Genomic DNA, 17,382 nt, shown 5'->3' with positions numbered 1-17,382 from the left:
AAGACCGCCGGGGTGGTGCCCGGCGGCCATGCTACCGCGTAGTGAAACTGGAAAGCCTACGCGGTTACTCCATCGCGATGCTGTGGTCGACCGCCGGCGGGGCCTTGGGCTTGCGTAGCAGCACAAGCAGCGGCATGGCGCAGATTGACATCAGCATCAGCAATTTGAAATCGTCCATGTAGGCGATGATGGTCGCTTGCGTGGTGATCATGCCGTCGAGCGCGGCGCGGCCTGCCATCGTGAGCGGGCTGACGGCCTGGGCGACCGTCGCGTCGAAAGCGTGGTTGAACGGCGTTACATAGGCGGCGATCGTCGAGTGGTTGACCTGGGTGTTCTCGGTGATCAGCGCCGAGACAACGGAGATGCCGACGCTCGAGCCGATGTTACGCGAAAGATTGTAGAGGCCGGTTCCCTCGCCGCGCATGTGCGCCGGCAGCGTCGCAAAGGCGATCGTCGTCAGCGGCACGAAGAGGAAGCCGAGGCCTGCGCCCTGGACGAAACCGACCGAAACCAGCGTCCATTGCGAGACATCGGGTGTCCAGCCGGTCATGTCGTACATTGCCCAAGCGGTCAAGGCGAGGCCGACGAACAGCAGCCAGCGCGTATCCACTTTGCCGATCAGCCGCCCGACAAGGAACATGCACACCATCGTGCCAACGCCGCGCGGGCCCATGACGATGCCGGCGGTAACGACCGGGTAGCCCATCAAAGTCTGCAGATAGGGTGTCATCAGCGCCAGCGAAGCCAGGTAGGTGACGCCGACAATGAAGATGAACAGCATGCTGACGGTGAAATTCTGGTCCAAAAACAATCTCGGGTTCACGAAGGATCGTTCGGCCGTGAAAGTATGCACCAGGAAGAGATAGAAGGCGCCGGCGCAAACCAGGGCCTCGATGATGATCTCCCCAGAGTAGAACCAGTCCAGCTGTTCGCCGCGGTCGAGGAAAAGCTGCAGGGCGGCAATGGCGATCGACAACATGCCGAAGCCGAAGAGATCGAGCTTGGCGAGCGCGTCGCGCTTGGTTTCCATCACATAGACTACGATGCCGGCAAAGGCGAGCGCGCCGATCGGCACGTTGATGTAGAACACCCATCGCCAGGTCATGTTGTCCGTCAGCCAGCCGCCAATGACCGGCCCGAGCACCGGACCGACCATGACCGAGACGCCGAACAGCGCCATGGCCTTGCCCCGCTCCTCGACATTGTAAATATCAAGAAGAATACCTTGCGACAGAGGCACGAGTGCTGCGCCGAACAGGCCCTGAAGTAGGCGGAAACCGACGATCTGGTTCAACGACTGTGCGAGACCACAGAGGACGGAGGCGACGACGAAGCCGGCGATCGCGACCAATAGCACGCGCTTGCGGCCGAACTTGGCCGAGAGGAAACCCGACGGCGGCGTCATGATCGCGGCGGCGACGATATAGGATGTCAGAACCCAGTTGATCTGGTCGGCACTGGCCGCAACGTCGCCCTGGATATGGGGCAGAGCGACGTTGGCGATGGTGGTGTCCAGCGCCTGCATGATGACGGCCAGGATGACGCAGGCGGTAATGGCGCCGCGATTGGCGATTGGGCCGACGGGTGAAGCTGCGGCAGCGTTACTCATTGTCCTGACCGTGGGATTTGCCCAGAAGACCTGCGATGGCATCGGGCAGACCGCGGGCGTGACCGGTATCGACATCGGCGACGACGCTCATGCCCATGCGCAGCGGCGGCTTGCCGTTCGTGTCGTCGATGTTGATCTTCATCGGAATGCGCTGCACGACCTTCACCCAGTTACCCGTGGTGTTCTGCGCCGGCAGCAGCGAGAAGCTGGCGCCGGAGGCCGGTGCGATGCTCGAGACGGTTCCCTTCCAGATAACGCCCGGATAGGCGTCGACGGAGATCGAAACTTTCTGACCAGGGCGGACATAGGTCAGCTCGGTTTCCTTCGGGCTGGCGTTGATCCACATATTGGTGGTGGAAACCAGCGAGAAACCCTGTTGCGAAGCGTTCAGATAGGCACCGACCTGCAGCGAAGGCACGTTGGCGGTAATGCCATCGAACGGTGCGCGCACGATCGTATCGTCAAGCTCGCGCTGTGCATTGTCGACGGCTGCCTTGGCCTGCAGATAAAGCGGATTCTGCTCGACCGGCTGGTCGGCATCGGCGCCGAGCTGCGCAAGTGTCGTTGCTGCCTGCGCCTGGGCTACGGAGACCTTCTGCTGCGCCGCATCGAGATTGTGCTTGGCCTGATCATAGGCAGCCTTGGAGGCGACCGAGCTGTTGATCAGGTTTTGCTGACGGTCGAATTCGGTCTGGAAATAGGGAATATCTGCCTGCGCCTGCGCGATTTCGGCGAGCGCCTGCTTGTAGCTTGCCTGCAGGTTCAGGATCTGGTTGCGGGCGGCGCCGAGTTGGGCCTGTGCGCCTTCCAGCGCAATGCGGAACGAGTCGGGCTTCAGGCGGAAGAGCACCTGCCCTTTCTTCACCACCTCGTTGTCATGCACGTCGACTGAAATCACCGTGCCGGAAACATCGGTCGAAACGCCGACCATATCGGCCTGAATATAAGCATTGTCCGTGGACATGATCTGCCCGCCGGTGACGTAGTAGTAGCCACCTATGACGAGGACGACCGGCAGTAGCGCGAAGAGGATCGGCCGTGTCGGGCTGCGGCGCTTGCGCGGCCTCTCGGGAGCAACCGGAGCGGCAGCGCCGGCCCCGGCGGGCGCCGGCGCAGGATTGGAAGACGGTGCCTCTGCTACAGCACCCTGGCTCTGTTCGATTGCGGTCTGCTCGTTGGCGGAATTTGCGTTTGCGGGTACGCGAAGCGAATTGGATGCGTCAGCCATGATTTGTCTCTTTGTCGGCCACCGTCGCGCGGCAGGCCTGGACCAGGTTCGTTTTCATAAGGGTAAGCAATTGATAAAGGCGCTCGTGATCCTCGGAAGAGACCCCGTTCAGTGCCTCCTTGCGGGTTTGATCACCTATGCTGCGCATGGTGTCGAGCAAAGGCCGAGCTTCCTCGCGCATATAAAGTAGCCAGCTTCGGCGATCGTTCGGATGCTGGCGACGCTCAACCAGGCCGCGTTCGGCCAGCTTGTCGAGGATTCGCACCAGCGTGATCGGCTCGATTTCCAATATTTCGGCAAGGCCTGCCTGATGAATCCCCTCATTGTTCGAGAGATAGGCGAGCGTTTGCCACTGCGAACGCGTCAATCCCATGTTTTTAGCTCGCTGCTCGAACCGCTTCCGAAGGAGCCGAGCAACGTCATGCAGGAGAAAGCCGAGAGTTGGTGTCGCATTCATGATATAAGAAGCCTGCTATTCATAAGCAACCTTATAATACCGGCACATATAGTAAGTGAGCATGCGATACAAGGGGTCTGAAGACGATCTGGTGCAGATCGTCGAAAATGTCGCAGGGGTGTCGCAAAGATGTCGCAGTGGCGTGGGGGGGTGCGATGAGTGCGGCCGGATACGAGCCTGCTGGTGGAAGTCACCTGCAAGCAGAAAAGATGCTCCGGATGCAAAGACCCGCGACCTTCGCGCGTTCAGATGAACGAGCGGCACCTAACGGGAAACGGTGCTTTCCATCGCATGCCGGACGGTGATCAGCACAATCAGTGCTGCGTAGATCACTGCGTTGATGGTGGCAAAGACAAAGAGGCCTGGGGCAGCTTCCGGAGCCACGGCGAAGGCCATTGCCAACGCAGAGGCGAGGCTGATCACGATATAGGGCGCAACGACGCGAAGCGGAAGCGCTTGTGCTGCCGCCGTCTCCGTGCGCGTCACGCGCACACCGCTTGAAGCATGGGTGAGATAATCGCGAATCGCGGCTGCCGTGCCTATCAGCGACCAGGGCCAGCGCAGGAGCAGAAACGCCGTGTTCTCCCAGTTCACGATCTTGGCGTCGGCGGGCCGGAATGTGCCGGTCGCCCGCCAGATAAAGGCCAACGCGATCAATGCGCCGACTATCGGCAGGAAATGCAGCAGGAAAGCGGGATAGGTGACATCGACAAAACTATGGCCGGTCAGGAGCGCCATGATCGGCAGCGTGAAGATGACAGCCAAGCTTAAAGAGAACAGCGGATACCAAAGCTGAGAGAATAGAAACTGGAATTTCAACCATCCGGGCAGTTTCGGCAGATAGGGGCGCGAATACTGCAGCAGGGCCGTCACCCGGTTGCGTGACTGGTCGAATTCCTGTGCCATGAGGTCGGCGAAGGTCGCTGAACCGTTGCCATGCGCGATTGCGTCCAGCGCGTGCACTCCGCGCCAACCGCCGGCATTCATCGCGAGCGTCGTCGAACGCCCTCCCTCGCGTTCCGGCTTGAGTCCACCAATCTCTTTCAAAGCCGCCGTCCGCGCAGCGCGATGCGCGCCAGTGCAAAGAGGTGCCCAGCCATTGTTGTAGCCGGCCTGCAGCAAGCCTCGAATGCCGGCTTCGGCAAAGAGCCTGCCCCTCGCAGCCCAGCTCGACGCTACATTGACGTCACTGATGTCCGGCGCCGAGACATAGCCGACACCGGGATCGCGGAACGGTCGAATCATTTCGCGCAGATAGGTTTTGTCGGGCAAATGGTCGGCGTCGAGTTGCGCGACGAAATCATATCGTTCGTAGCCGAAGCGATCGTAGAAAGACGTGAGAATGGCCTCCCGGCAAGGCGATGAGGCCTCGACGCCTTTGGGCGCCGTGGAGGTGAAGACGCCGTGCTCCATGCACCATTTCATCATTTCCAGGTCGGGATTCGCGCCGATCAGCCACACATCGAAGTCGCAGCCGACCTGATCGAGCGCTGCCTGCAATGTCGCCTGCACAACAGAGAGGGGTTCATGACACGCTCTGGTGACGACCAAAGCGATGCGCCCAGCCGGCAACGGCCCGCCACCCTGCGGCATCCGCCGTGCATCATGGATGATGAAGATGAAATAGGCCGGCAGGCCGGTGATCCAGACCAGGAGCAGCGTCACCAACAGATAGGAAGGCCAGCCGATGATATGATCGCCGCGTAGCCACCACAGCCAGAAGAAGGTCATGGTCGCCGTCCAGAGGGCGATACCGATCAGATTGGCAAAGCGCGCCCTGCCCTCGAATACCCGCTCCGTCGCTGGACCGATATCGGCGGGTTTGACGGACGGCTGACGCATGGCGTTGATGCCGATTGCAGCAGCTTTGGCAGCGCGGACCTTGCTCATGGCGTCACCTCCAGACCAAAAGAAAGTGTGGTGGTGCTCCACCGCTGACAAAAGCCACTTCAGTGATGCGGAGGGGCGGATGGCAACCCTTTCGAGGAGTAGGGATCGCCATCCACGGGAACAAATTTACGCACAACACCTCCCCTGCCCTTACTCAACTAACGGTTCTTATGGAGCCGCACGTTGTACTGAAAATACATTGTGTGAGAAGAGTAACGTAAATTTATTCGCAGTAATAATTCGTGTAATTCCCCAATTCTTCTTAGCGTCGAATCGCATAATAACTTGCTTTATGAGGTGATGATAAAACGACTTTACGCTACGTCAACGGATTTTTGATGGATGATTAGGCAAACTATACTAAATAGCTATTTTGCAGGTGAGCTAATGGCCTTTTAGTGCATAGAACGTAGTCCGCTTTCATGAGCGGCCTGCGCGGCAGGGTAAGCGCAACTACTAGGGAGATGGCGCGGCGAGTAAGCGCCTTCGATCAGGCCTCCGGCTATACGGCGCGGGAGAGGTAGCCAGCCGGAACCGCACAAACAGAAAACGGCCGCCCACGATGTCGCGAACGGCCGTCCCCTCTCAATTCCTAGATGTGGATCAGTTTCGCCAACGACGTGACGGATCGCGATCCAGCCCGTTGTCCGAGTTGAAGAAGCGTGAGGCCGCTTCCGTTCGATTGCGGACGTTCATTTTTTTGTAGATGTTGCGGACGTGAACTTTGACCGTGTTCTCGGACAGGCTGAGCTGGTCCGCTATGATCTTGTTCTGTGTCCCCTTGCAAATGAGATCCAATATCTGGACCTCGCGCGTGGTCAGCGCCTGCAGGCTGCCGCTGCGCATGGCGATAGTATCCTCATAGGGTCTATGGCCATTGGCAAAACGTGTCTGTGCCTGATAGAGCGGCTGGCTGGCATGTGGCCCGTCCCCAGAGAGCCGGCGCAGCAGCGCCGAGGGGAAGTGTTCGCCACCCTTCATCAGCAGGTCGATCGCTGCCATGAACACATCGAGGCGCAGATTGAGCGGCAGAACGCCGTGTATATTTCGCCCCTCGACAAGTCTGGCGACGTATGGATCGTGCAGATCGATGGTCTCGACGACCAGCCCGATCGATATTCCGGGTGAGTTTGCCCTTATTGCATGCAGAGTATCCTGCATCTCCTCGGATTGAAGATGGTAGAGCAGGATCAATTTGACGCCCTCCAGAACATTGCCCTGAAGTGCCTTCGAGTCAGTAATGCTAACGATGTCGTAAGCCGCAAACCTGGCACCCAAAGTCTGCACCAGGCATTCGGAAAAGAGATCGGCATCCGCCAGTACGACGATAGTCTCTCTCAGGTTTATGATATTATGATTGTCTTCAGCATCCCCTGTTCTTACGCTTGCGATGTACATTTGTGCATCCCCCAAAGCTCGCAGCCATGTCTTGTTAACCCGCTTTTTTGCCGGAATGTTTTTTTATGAGCATCGTGCCCTGATAGGACTGTTCATGCAGTCTTCTTAATTAATGTAGACTACTTTAACCCATGCGATCGTAATTGGAAATTGCCCAAAGGGGTTAGTTTTGCGGCAAAAGCGTTAAATATTGTCACGAATGTGGGAATTTGGGTAAATTGGGTGCTGCTTTAGTGCTTAGTTTTGCACATTTTCGGACATTTCTGTTTAATTGGCCAACCTAGGGTGGTTTTTGCCTGCAACTATGCCGCTGCCTAACCGTCCGAACTCGGTCACTTTATCAATAAACGACTCTATCAACCGAACACTGGCTCAAAGCATAATAAGCGTCGATATACTTTTTATTACATTTTGAAATTTCATGAAAATGATCCATTTTTGCAACGGTTTTAGACTTTGTTAGATTTGTAAAATATTACTTAAGTGCATCGCGACAATTCGCGGCCGCTTAAGTCGGACGGATTAAGACTGCACGAGCGGGCGATACGCTACGTGATGCGGACAGGACTGCAGCTGTCTCATGAAATCCGAAAAAATTGAGTGACAACAGCGCCTTAAATCCTGCGTGCCCATACGATGAAATCCCATTTGTGGAGCTGAAACAGAGCGGTAGCCCGAATTGGTATCTATGAGCTCGTGTTGTTTTCGGTCAGAATTCCACTGTTCCGCACCAACCGCGGAATTTTGGGGCAACGGCAATCCGGTTTCTTGTTTCGCGTTCCCGGTCAACCTCCTCCCCCCAAATTTCTAGAGACGGTCGAAAGCAGAAGGCGTTGACGCTCACACTGAGCGCAAAGGCGGATTTGCGTTTTTGTTTTGCGTAGTCGCAAATCCCAATGGGCCAGGTCTGAACCAACAGGCCGGTTTTGACGGTAGACTTGTAGTGCGTACACCTGCCGCAACACTAACAGAGTTGGGGCCGTCGCGAGCAGATCCCGTTTAGATGAGAGGGACTTCCGGGACGGCCTCCTCATTCGGAGGAAATGGAAGATGTCTCCTGATTTTGATATCGCGAACGTCAGCGCGGAGGACGACCTGAAGGCCGGCGCGCTGGCGGATGGTTTCGCGACCAGTGCCGTCAATTCGACGGAGGTGGATGACGGTTCGACCGGGCTTGTCGGCGTCGCCAATACCAATAACAGCAACAATACCAATACCACCGATACGAATGTCGACGTGAAAAACAACGGCGACAATCGCGACAACACCAACAATGGCGACAATCGTGACAACAGCTACGATCAAAACCACGACAATCAGGTAACGACCAATATCAAGGATAATGGTGATAATCGCGACAACAGCTACGATTATAATTACAAGGCCATTAGCAAGACCGATACTGATGTCCACACCGAGGCCAACAACAACGGTAACAACCGCGACAATTACTCCTACAGCGACTCCAGCACGCATTCCAACTACGACTTTGGAACGATCAAGGATGTCCATGATGTCGGCAATCTCGGCGTCGCCGGCCATGATCTGACCTTCAATCTCGGGGATGATTACTCGTTCAATCTCAATATAGATGGTGTGCTCAATAACGCGCTGGGCGGTGGCAATGATACCGGCTTCAGTCTGGTTCAAGCCAACAATCTCGCCGATCAGGATCAGGCCTATGATGTGCGGATGCAGAACCAGGGTGCCAGTATCAACCTGGCAGCAGACGGTGGCCATTCCCATGCAGACGGCCTCGCCCTCGACCCGACCTTCAATTGGAATGGAGTGCCGAGCGTAGGCCACGACATGACCGGCACGGCAACAGCGGATTCTTCCGCCATCATCAACAATTCCGGCTTCCACCAGGAAGTGGTCCAGGGCGCCAATCTGCTCACCAACACAGCGGATATAGCCGTCGGCGGCGATCATCACGTGACCACCACGAGCCACTCCTGATTTCGAAGCGAGAGCCGCGCGTTTCGTGCACCGGCCGGAGGACAGGCCGGTGCACATGCCGTGGCTTGAGCCTGGATTTCCCTGAAATGAGAGCCGTCGGCGGCGGCATCGACCCAGGTAAGCCAGGTGTTTCCGAAAAGTGGGGGGCAGGTCATGCATGTGGAAAAAATATCGGAGATCATCGCCCATTTCATCGGGCTCTTCGACACGCAAATCGAGGATTTGCGCCTGCGCCTCAGCTACACCGATGCAACATTGCCGGAGGACAAACCGGAGGAACAGTCGGACCCGGCCGCAACAAAGGACGACTTCTCTTCCGATCTGACGACCGTCGACTATGCACCCGAGGTGAAATACATCGCCTCGCCTTATGAGTTTCGTTCCAGCTACTCGCCCGTACACCACGATCCCTATCATGCGCGTGTATACGATCCGGAAAGCCGCGCCCCGGTGGAGATTTCCGTCATTCATCGCCCCACCGACATCGAGCTCCAGCCCGTCGCTCTGTCGGGTAAGCTCGACATGTTCGTGGGTCCAGGTTCGGAGACCGCTCATTTGGTGCAGGCCAATGTCTTGCGCGACGACGACGTGCTCGACATGACGAATTCTTCCCATCACATCGTTCGCGATGTCTCCGACGTCTACGACTGGCTGGGGCAGGCGACCGTGAAAGCCGAGGAGCTCTCACCGTTTTCCGCTATCCGGCAGCCGGAGAGCACTGACGGCGTGATCAGGATCAACGACGATCTGCACACATTTGCAAAAACCATCGAGGAGAACGGCGGCGCCGATATTCAGGCTCCCGACGGAAGCCATTACTTTGCGATTGCCGGCAATCAGCTTGACGGCATCTTTGTCAACGGGGTGCAGGTCTCCAGCGTCCCAAATCTTGAAGACTCCATGCCCGCTCGCGGCTTCGCCGCGCAAAAGCCGGAGGCCGAAACGACAGATGGAACTGTTCATCAGACGGGATCGGGTCCGAACTCTCTCAATATCGAGGCCGGCGGCAATGTCGTCGCAAACCTCGTCAACATCATCGACACGAATGTGATTTCGCATGTCATGGCCGTCATGGGCGATTATCATTCCATCAATGCGATTTCACAGAGCTATATCTACAGCGACAACGATAAAGTCGATTGCGTCTCGGGCAATAACGATCAGTCCTCGCAGAGCGCTTTGACGATCGGCAGGAACATCGCGAGTTTCGAACAAAGTCAGTTCCAGGCGACCTCTACACCCGACCACCACACCGACGAAGGCAATTCGGTTTTCCCGAGCTTCTGGCACGTCAGCGTCGTCGAGGGCGACGTCTCATTCCTGCACTGGACGGAGCAATATAATTTCCTCTCGGACAACGATACGATGCGGGTGACGACCACCGGTGCCGAGACGACGCTGCTGACCGGCGGCAATACGTTGGTCAACCTCGCCTCCTATTTCGGCCTCGGTACGCAGTACGATCTGATGATCGTGGGCGGCCATGCGTTCAACATCAATTCGATCAGCCAGATATCGGTGCTCTACGACAATGACGTGGTGACGGGCACTCAAGCCGGCGACCATGTTCAAACCGGCGGCAACCTGCTCTGGAATCTCGCCTCGATCAATAATGTCGGGCTCTCCGATCGTTTCGCTTCGATGCCCGATTTCGTCAACGATACGGTCAAGAATATCCAGGATCACAACAATGAAATTCCGGACGGGCTTGCCCACAACCCCAACTTCGCCGGTCAAGAGGCGCTGAACGTTCTTTACATCACCGGCAACTTCTTCGACGTCAACATCATCAAGCAGATCAACGTCGTCGGGGATTCCGACATTGTGCATAGGGTCGCAAGCGATGTAGTCGCGAACAACCAGAATGCCACGGTCTCGATCGACACCGGCAGCAACGCCTTGGTCAATATCGCAAACATTACCGACTATACCGGCGCGGGCCATACGACCTATCTCGCCGGCAATCTCTATTCCGATACCGTCCTAATCCAGGGCGGGCTGGTCGACCATGGCCAGACGGATGCGAACCAGCAAAGTCACCCGCTGGCCAACGAAGCGATCGCCTTTCTGGACAATCACGATCCGCAAACGACGCAGGCGCAAACCACGCAGGATGGAACCATCGATCTCGGCCACGACATGTCTTGGCACAACGGCGCCGTAGGCGACGTCATGCAGACCGTCACGTAGCCGGAGACAGTTAGAGGGTGCTTCGATGAACCAGATTTCAACGCTGAGCATGGCTGAAAGCCGGGCAATGCACCTGAAATCCGTGGCTTCCGGCGAGGACGAACAGGCGGTCGAGCGCGACACCGCGTCCTATATGGCGGCCATCGAGAATGCCGTGGAGAGCCTGAAGCGGTTGCGGCGCGGGTCCAAGACGGCTGCGGCACCAGCGCCAGCCTTTCCTGCCGATCCGCCGAAATTGGACGCACCATCCGTAAGCATGGTGGACACGACGACCCAGCTCGCCTCCGTGGAGCTTTCTGTGGTGACGGAGGCTGATGGCGGCCCCGCCGCATCTGCGACCGACCTCGAGATGCGGCGGGTGTCGCCTGCTTCGGACATTGATCTGGTCCCTGTGATCGATTCACCTGAGGCCGCTCCGTCGACCGAGCCGCCGCAGGCCGATACGCCCGAACCCGAGGCACCCAAGCTTGAAATTAAGATGACTCACGCTCAGCCGTTGGCCCGCACGATCGATAACGATCCCGGTCCAGTTCGTGAGAACGAGCGCCGGCCGCCTGCGGGCGGCGGTCATGTTGGCGATGGTGAAAGCAGCAAGGGCAGCGGCGGAGGAGGCAATGACGGCAGCGTCTTCCACAAGCGCAGCACCCAGCCGATCAATTTCGCCGCTAGCCTGCATAAGGGCATTTCCGTCGTTCAGCACAACATGCTGATCGTGATGGTCTTCACTTTGGCGATCAATGTTCTGGTCCTGGCAATCCCGATCTATCTTTTCCAGATTTCCGACCGTGTGCTGACCAGCCGCTCGATCGATACACTGGTCATGCTGACCATCGCCGTCATCGGCGCTATCCTCCTGCAGGTCATCCTGGACTCCGTGCGCCGCTTTATCCTGATGCGCACGGCCGTCGAACTGGAAGTTCAGCTCGGCGCGCCGATTTTGAGCGCCGCCGCCCGCGCGTCATTGAACGGCAACGGTCGGGACTACCAGACGCTTGCCGATCTGCAGCAGCTCCGGTCCTTTTTGACCTCGGGCACGCTGCTCGCCTTCCTCGATGCGCCGTTGATGCCGCTTTTCGTCGTCGTCGTCTATCTGGTGCATCCACATCTCGGCATAATCGTCATGATGTGCTGCGCCGTCCTGTTCGGCATCGCCTATCTCAATCAGAAAATGACGGCGAAACAATTTGCCGAAGCCAACGCCTTCGTCAGCCGCGCCAATTTCCATCTTGATTCCATGGCGCGCAACTCGCAGATCATCAATGCGCTGGCTATGATCCCTGAAGCCGTAAAGATGTGGGGCCGCGAAACTGCGGGATCGCTGAAGTCGCAGGTGGCCGCCCAAGACCGCAACATCGTCTTTTCCGGTCTTACCAAGGCTTGCCGCCTGATTACCCAGGTCACCCTGCTCGGCTGGGGCGCGCATCTGTCGCTCTCCGGCCAATTGACGGGCGGCATGGTGATTGCTGCATCGATCATCTCCGGCCGAGCGCTGGCGCCGATCGAGGGGGCGATAGAGGGTTGGAACCAATTCAATCATTCCCGCGCCGCCTACGGCCGCATCAAGCAGCTTCTGTTGAATTCGCCGCTGAATTTCCCGCGGCTGCGCCTGCCCAACCCGGAAGGACGGCTCGACGTGGAGCGCATTCTGTTTGTCCCGCCGCCGCAGAAACGCGTCATTTTGAACGGCATTTCTTTTTCATTGAAGAAGGGAGAATCGCTCGCCGTCATCGGCAATTCCGGTTCCGGCAAGACGACGCTCGGCAAGATGCTGGTGGGCTCGATCCTGCCGACCTCCGGTAATGTCCGGCTGGATCTGATGGACCTGCGCAATTGGGACCAACGCCAGTTCGGTGAAAGCATCGGTTACCTGCCTCAGGACGTGCAGCTCTTTCCAGGCACGATCAAGGCCAATATCGGCCGTATGAGAGACGACGTCGAAGATCGGCTGATCTACGAGGCGGCCGTTCTTGCCGATGTGCACGAACTGATCGCAACTTTTCCGCAGGGTTATGAGACGGTGGTCGCCGCCGACGGCGCGCCGCTTTCCGGCGGCCAGAAGCAGCGCATTGCGCTTGCCCGCGCTTTCTTCGGCAATCCAAAGTTTGTCGTTCTCGATGAGCCGAATTCCAATCTCGACTCCGCCGGCGAGGCGGCCCTTGCCCGCGCGCTTCTCCACGCCAAAAAACAGGGCATCACCACGGTGACGATCACCCAACGCCCTGCCCTGCTGCAGTGTGTCGACAAGATCCTGGTTCTGAAGGACGGATCGGTCGCCATGTTCGGTGAGCGCACCCAGGTATTGAATACGCTGAGTGGCAAGCCGAAACACGAGATTGGAAGCCGACCGCCATCGAGGATCGAGGGGTGAGCGCCATGTTCACGAGCAACAAAGACAAAAAGAAGAACGACCGCGAACAAGGGCAACTCGAATGGTACAGCGAGGTGCCGCGATCGATCAGGCTTTACAGCATCTCCGGTCTGGCAATCCTGTTCGCCTCTTTCGGCGGTTTTGGCTACTGGGCCGCCACCGCGCCGATCGCGTCTGCGGTCATTGCCCAGGGTAGTTTCGTCGCCACCGGCAACAACAAGATCATCCAGCATCTCGAGGGCGGCATCATCAAGGACCTGATGGTGAGCGAGGGCCAGGTCGTGCAAGAGGGAGACATCCTGCTCACCCTCGATCCTACGGCAGCCCTTGCCAACGATCGGGCGCTGAAGCTGAGACGGCTGAGGCTGGAAACGGTGGTTGCCCGGTTGAGAGCCGAAGCCGAGGGCAATGAGGAATTCAAGGTCCCCGATATCGTTACGGCGGAGGCCGACGATCCCGATGTAACCTCCCTGATCCAGAGCCAGGTTGTCGTCTTTCACAGCAAGCAATCCAAATTGCAGGAGCAACTCAATCTTATCGAAAAGAACATCCGTTCGCTCGAATATCGCACACAGGGATATCAGGGTCAGCGGCAGGCCTTCGTGACGCAGCTCAGCCTTTTGACTGATGAACAGGAATCGAAAGAGAAGCTTGCGAAAGAGGGCGTCGTCAGGCGCACCGACCTTCTGGCCGTACAGCGCGCGGTGGCGGACGCGATGGGCGAGCTTGCCCGCATCGATGCAGAGCTGAACGAGAACGAAGCCCAGGTGGCCAAATACCGCCAGGAAGCAATCATCGCCATCAACACCAACAAGCAGGCGGCGCTCGACGCACTGGAAACGGCTGAATCCGATCTGGACAGTGTGCGCGAACAGGTGCGTGAGGCAGCCGGCGTGCTCGACCGCACAGTCATTCGCTCGCCGGTCGGCGGTACAGTCATCCGCTCCTACTATCATACGGCCGGCGGTGTCATCACCACGGGCAAGCCGATCATGGAAATATTGCCGAACAATGTTCCGCTGATCATCGAGGCGCAGGTGCTGCGCACCTCGATCGACCAGTTGCGTGAAGGCGAAGCGGCCACCATCCGCCTGTCGTCCCTCAACCGGCGCACGACGCCGGTCCTGAACGGCAAGGTATTCTATGTCTCAGCCGACTCGATCGAGGATAATTCCGGTTCGACGCAGCGCGATGTCTATGTCGTTCGCGTCCAGATTCCGAGTGAGGAGATCAAGCGCATTCCGGGCTTCAAGCCGGTACCTGGCATGCCCGCGGATATTTTGATCCAGACGTCCGAACGCACCTTTTTCGAATACCTCTCCAAGCCGGTGGTCGACAGTATGTCGCGCGCCTTCAGGGAGCGATGAGTGTGTTTGTACCTTTGACCAGTTCAGTGTAGGACCGCGCCATGCCTGCAATGTCCGATATCTTGCTTCGCGTCGGCCGCCTGAACTATGTCTGGACCAATACCGAAAGCCTGTTGATCTACATCATCGCGCATCTGCTGAAGGTGGAGAAGGACGCGGCCATCATCGTCTTTCTGACTCTGAACACCACACGCGCGCGCATCGATTTGGTTGAGCGTCTGGCGAAACTGTCGTCAACACCGGCGGAAGACAGCCGTGCCGTGCTGGAGCTGATGGGCCGCCTGAAGCGGGAATCGAAGATGCGCAACAAATACAATCACTGCATCTATTCCTTCGACGAAAACGGCGAAATCTCCAGCACCCAGCTCATGCGCCTGGTGGAGGACGACCGCCACGTCAAATACGGCAAGGTCGAGCAACTGGACTTACGCGAAATCGAGAGGTTGGAGAACTCGATCAAGGAGATCGTCGAGATCAGCAAGGCGCTCTGGATCTTCATCCGTGCCAGCCCGACTTTTCATGACGAGCTTTAGCTCGCTTCCGGCGCGCCTAGCGGCGGCTAAGAAGGCCGACCAGATAACCGATGCCGGCTGCGGCCGCGATCATGAAGATCGGCTCCCGGCGAACCCTTTCGCGCAGTTCATCGGTTAGTTCCTGCGCTTCCTCGGTGACGACGGATTTTGCGCCCTGCCCAACCGCGGCCATGCTACGGGAGAGCTTCGTCAGGTCCTCTCGAAGAGCGGCGATCTGTGCGGTCAGATCTTCGACGGCGGTTTCAGCGTGTGCCTGTGCTGAGGCGGATTGGGCGGAAGCGGATTTCGTTTCGGCCATCGTCGGCTCCTTCATTTACCTCAGCTTTCAACGTCAATCCTGGGTAAAGGTTCCGGAGCAACGACTCCCTTCCACGTGATTTCCTTGGTAGCTCTTCAATTCCGGTTCGGATTGTTCTAAGGAACTCCGATTACTTTGCCTGTGGGCGAAGACGGTGTTGATGACGAGGTTTGCCTACCGATGTTCGATGTGTTGAGAAAAATCGCCCAGACCTGGGTTGCCAAGGGCTTGATGCTTATTCTGGCGGCAGCCTTCGGCATATGGGGGGTCGAACGATCGCTCATCAGCGGCAGCGGCAGCAGCACCGTCGTGACGGTCGGCGATCAGCAGATCGGCACCAACGAATTCCGGCTCGCCTATCGTCGTCAGATCCAGGCCATCAGCCAGCAACTGCGAACGCAGATCACGCCGGAACAGGCGCGTGCCTTCGGCATCGGACAGCAGACGGTCGCCCAGCTTGTTGCCGGGGCCTCTCTCGACCAGCTTGCCAGCGATATGAATCTCGGCCTGTCGCAGGATCGCCTCGCCCAGCTTATCGGCGACGATCCGGCATTCAAGGCGCTGAATGGCGGCTTTGACCGACAGAAGTTCGAGAGCTTGCTGCGCAACAGCGGTATCAATCCTGACGACTACATCAAGGAACGCAGCAAGGTTGCGGTCCGCAGCCAGATCGTCGAGGCAGTTTCCAATGGCTTTACCGCGCCGAAGGTTCTGGTCGACGCCGTCAAGCAATATCATGATGAAAACCGCAGCATCGATTATCTGCTGTTGACCAACGCCAACATCGACCCGATCAAGGCGCCGGCCGAGGACGTGCTGTCGAAGTGGTTCGATGGCGTCAAGTCGAAGTACCGCGCACCTGAATACCGCAAGATCGCCTATGTGAAACTGCAGCCCGAGGATGTTGCCGATCCGGCAAGCGTGACCGACGACGCGGTTCGTGCCGAGTTCGAGAAGCGCAAGGATAGCTTCACGACGCCGGCAACGCGCACGATCGAACAGCTTACCTTCGCCAACAAGGATCTCGCCAACGCCGCCGCCGACGCGCTGAAGACCGGAACGACGTTTGATCAATTGGTCACCGATCAGGGGAAGAAGCCGGCCGACGTACTGCTCGGCACCTTCACCAAGGATCAGGTTCCGGACAAGACCATTGCCGACGCAGCTTTTGCCGTCGCCAAGGAAGGCGGCACGACGCCCGTCGTCGACGGTTCGTTCGGTCCGGTCATTTTGCGCGTAACCAGCGTGAAGGCTGAAACGGCAAAGAACTTCGATGATGTCAAGGAAGACATCCGCAAGCAGATTGCGCTTAACAATGCCGCCAATGAAATCACCGACGTCCACGACAAGTTCGAAGACCTGCGCGGCTCCGGTGCGTCGCTTCAGGAAGCTGCGCAGCAACTGAAGCTGAAGATGGTGACCATCGATGCGATCGATGCGACCGGCCTCGACCAGAGTGGCAACGAGGTCAAGGACCTGCCCGCCAAGCAGCAATTGCTGGCAGAGGTCTTCAAGGCCGAACAGGGCAGCAATACGGCACCCGTGACCATCGGCAATGACGGCTACGTCTGGTACGACGTGCTGAACATTACGCCCGATCATGATCGCCCGCTCGCCGAGGTGCATGAAAAGGCCGTCGCCGACTGGACCGCCGAGCAGCAGAAGGTTGCGCTCGCCGCCAAGGCGGCCGAGTTGAAGCAGGAGGCGCAGAAGGGTAAATCGCTTGCCGACATCGCTACGCCCCTTGGCATCGCAGTCGAAAGCAAGACGAACGTCACCCGCACGACGGACGACCCGGTTCTCGGCCGTGGCGGTGTCGCTGCCGCCTTCTCCGGTCCTGTCGACACGGTCGCCTATGCCGTCGGCGCTGACGATACGACGCAGATCCTGCTGAAGGTCACCGACGTCAATGACAATCCGACGACCGACGCGCTGAGCAATGGGGATCAGCAGGCGGCCCAGATTGCGAATGCCGCCGGCGACGACATACTCGACCAGATGGTCAGCGACCTGCAGTCCAAATATAGCGTCACGGTCAATCAGAGCCTCGCCGAGCAGGCGATGTCTCGCTAGGCCCGGTCGGGA

12 protein-coding genes are annotated in these 17,382 nt (G+C 58.0%); 6 read left to right on the top strand and 6 right to left on the bottom strand.

Annotated elements, in window-relative coordinates; genetic code table 11:
* Positions 1-64 precede the first annotated feature (64 nt).
* From PY649_RS25075 to PY649_RS25055, 5 genes are all read right to left on the bottom strand, one after another.
* The gene (locus PY649_RS25075; protein WP_285871537.1) at positions 65-1,609 is read right to left on the bottom strand and encodes a DHA2 family efflux MFS transporter permease subunit; all 1,545 of its coding nucleotides are present in this window, start codon (positions 1,607-1,609) and stop codon (positions 65-67) included.
* Entirely contained in the window at positions 1,602-2,837 is a 1,236-nt protein-coding gene (locus tag PY649_RS25070; protein ID WP_285871535.1) for an HlyD family secretion protein, read from the bottom strand. The genes PY649_RS25075 and PY649_RS25070 overlap by 8 nt, the downstream gene beginning before the upstream one ends.
* Positions 2,830-3,294, bottom strand: a complete 465-nt coding sequence (locus tag PY649_RS25065; protein WP_285871532.1) for a MarR family winged helix-turn-helix transcriptional regulator — start codon at positions 3,292-3,294, stop codon at positions 2,830-2,832. Before PY649_RS25065 ends, PY649_RS25070 begins: the two co-directional genes overlap by 8 nt.
* A gap of 264 nt (positions 3,295-3,558) precedes the next feature.
* The gene (locus PY649_RS25060) at positions 3,559-5,184 is read right to left on the bottom strand and encodes a glycosyltransferase family 2 protein (protein WP_285871531.1); all 1,626 of its coding nucleotides are present in this window, start codon (positions 5,182-5,184) and stop codon (positions 3,559-3,561) included.
* A 603-nt stretch (positions 5,185-5,787) separates the two neighbouring features.
* The gene (locus tag PY649_RS25055) at positions 5,788-6,582 is read right to left on the bottom strand and encodes a helix-turn-helix transcriptional regulator (RefSeq protein WP_285871528.1); all 795 of its coding nucleotides are present in this window, start codon (positions 6,580-6,582) and stop codon (positions 5,788-5,790) included.
* Positions 6,583-7,632: 1,050 nt separating this feature from the next.
* Between PY649_RS25055 and PY649_RS25050 the strand changes: the two genes are divergently transcribed.
* From PY649_RS25050 to PY649_RS25030, 5 genes are all read left to right on the top strand, one after another.
* A complete protein-coding gene (locus tag PY649_RS25050) occupies positions 7,633-8,541 on the top strand; it encodes a fibrinogen-binding protein (protein WP_285871527.1) in 909 nt (302 codons plus the stop codon).
* Between the two features lie 153 nt (positions 8,542-8,694).
* Positions 8,695-10,731: an autotransporter outer membrane beta-barrel domain-containing protein gene (locus PY649_RS25045; protein ID WP_285871525.1), complete on the top strand. Its 2,037-nt coding sequence runs from the start codon at positions 8,695-8,697 to the stop codon at positions 10,729-10,731.
* A 25-nt stretch (positions 10,732-10,756) separates the two neighbouring features.
* The gene (locus tag PY649_RS25040; protein WP_432761401.1) at positions 10,757-13,099 is read left to right on the top strand and encodes a type I secretion system permease/ATPase; all 2,343 of its coding nucleotides are present in this window, start codon (positions 10,757-10,759) and stop codon (positions 13,097-13,099) included.
* Positions 13,100-13,104: 5 nt separating this feature from the next.
* The gene (locus PY649_RS25035; RefSeq protein WP_285871524.1) at positions 13,105-14,466 is read left to right on the top strand and encodes an HlyD family type I secretion periplasmic adaptor subunit; all 1,362 of its coding nucleotides are present in this window, start codon (positions 13,105-13,107) and stop codon (positions 14,464-14,466) included.
* A 41-nt stretch (positions 14,467-14,507) separates the two neighbouring features.
* Positions 14,508-14,999, top strand: coding sequence for a hypothetical protein (locus PY649_RS25030; protein ID WP_285871523.1), 492 nt, complete (start codon positions 14,508-14,510; stop codon positions 14,997-14,999).
* A gap of 16 nt (positions 15,000-15,015) precedes the next feature.
* Here the strand turns inward: PY649_RS25030 and PY649_RS25025 are convergent, their stop codons facing one another.
* Entirely contained in the window at positions 15,016-15,297 is a 282-nt protein-coding gene (locus PY649_RS25025) for a hypothetical protein (RefSeq protein WP_285871522.1), read from the bottom strand.
* A 180-nt stretch (positions 15,298-15,477) separates the two neighbouring features.
* Between PY649_RS25025 and PY649_RS25020 the strand changes: the two genes are divergently transcribed.
* Positions 15,478-17,370 carry a peptidylprolyl isomerase gene (locus PY649_RS25020; RefSeq protein WP_285871520.1) on the top strand — a complete coding sequence of 631 codons (1,893 nt, stop codon included), beginning with the start codon at positions 15,478-15,480 and terminating at the stop codon, positions 17,368-17,370.
* Positions 17,371-17,382 lie beyond the last annotated feature (12 nt).

This window comes from Rhizobium mayense (assembly GCF_030272705.1).
Lineage (GTDB): Bacteria > Pseudomonadota > Alphaproteobacteria > Rhizobiales > Rhizobiaceae > Rhizobium > Rhizobium mayense.
Note: the sequence above shows the minus strand (reverse complement) of the source record. Positions and strands in the feature narration are given on the sequence as shown.

Bases quoted from the DNA above. Each gene is read 5' to 3' on its own strand.
- PY649_RS25070 (WP_285871535.1), bottom strand. From the start codon at position 2,837: ATGGCTGACGCATCCAATTCGCTTCGCGTACCCGCAAACGCAAATTCC.
- PY649_RS25025 (WP_285871522.1), bottom strand. From the start codon at position 15,297: ATGGCCGAAACGAAATCCGCTTCCGCCCAATCCGCCTCAGCACAGGCA.
- PY649_RS25060 (WP_285871531.1), bottom strand. From the start codon at position 5,184: ATGAGCAAGGTCCGCGCTGCCAAAGCTGCTGCAATCGGCATCAACGCC.
- PY649_RS25055 (WP_285871528.1), bottom strand. From the start codon at position 6,582: ATGTACATCGCAAGCGTAAGAACAGGGGATGCTGAAGACAATCATAAT.
- PY649_RS25030 (WP_285871523.1), top strand. From the start codon at position 14,508: ATGCCTGCAATGTCCGATATCTTGCTTCGCGTCGGCCGCCTGAACTAT.
- PY649_RS25065 (WP_285871532.1), bottom strand. From the start codon at position 3,294: ATGAATGCGACACCAACTCTCGGCTTTCTCCTGCATGACGTTGCTCGG.
- PY649_RS25020 (WP_285871520.1), top strand. From the start codon at position 15,478: ATGTTCGATGTGTTGAGAAAAATCGCCCAGACCTGGGTTGCCAAGGGC.
- PY649_RS25045 (WP_285871525.1), top strand. From the start codon at position 8,695: ATGCATGTGGAAAAAATATCGGAGATCATCGCCCATTTCATCGGGCTC.
- PY649_RS25035 (WP_285871524.1), top strand. From the start codon at position 13,105: ATGTTCACGAGCAACAAAGACAAAAAGAAGAACGACCGCGAACAAGGG.
- PY649_RS25040 (WP_432761401.1), top strand. From the start codon at position 10,757: ATGAACCAGATTTCAACGCTGAGCATGGCTGAAAGCCGGGCAATGCAC.
- PY649_RS25050 (WP_285871527.1), top strand. From the start codon at position 7,633: ATGTCTCCTGATTTTGATATCGCGAACGTCAGCGCGGAGGACGACCTG.
- PY649_RS25075 (WP_285871537.1), bottom strand. From the start codon at position 1,609: ATGAGTAACGCTGCCGCAGCTTCACCCGTCGGCCCAATCGCCAATCGC.